The organism is Carboxydothermus islandicus, from assembly GCF_001950325.1.
Classification (GTDB): Bacteria; Bacillota; Z-2901; order Carboxydothermales; family Carboxydothermaceae; genus Carboxydothermus; species Carboxydothermus islandicus.
Window position 1 is genome coordinate 1 of record NZ_BDJL01000099.1, and the last position, 277, is coordinate 277.

Annotated in this window: 1 pseudogene; it reads right to left on the reverse strand. The window is 39.4% G+C overall.

The annotated features are described in order from the left end of the window. Positions 1-265: pseudogene (locus ciss_RS09650) on the reverse strand (hypothetical protein); the annotation flags it as partial. Between the last annotated feature and the right edge of the window lie 12 nt (positions 266-277).

The window sequence follows — 277 nt, forward strand, 5'->3', positions numbered from 1 at the left end:
GTGTGGGGATTTCTCCAAAGCTTTCTAAATTGCCCTCTTTCTTTATTTCAGCCCAGGCTATGTGGGATGGAAAGGCGTTCAGGTCTACTCCGATAGCTCCATTGCTGAAATCTATTGCTGTATCCGGCAGGTCTTCTTCAAAAGAAATGTAAGCATAGTATTTATTGTTTTTTCTTTGAAGGCGAATACTGTAAGGACAGGAATTTAGCATTGCTTCTGCAAACTTTCTCCATTTCTTATGAGAACTTTTAAGCTGGATAAACAACCATTTCCTGTT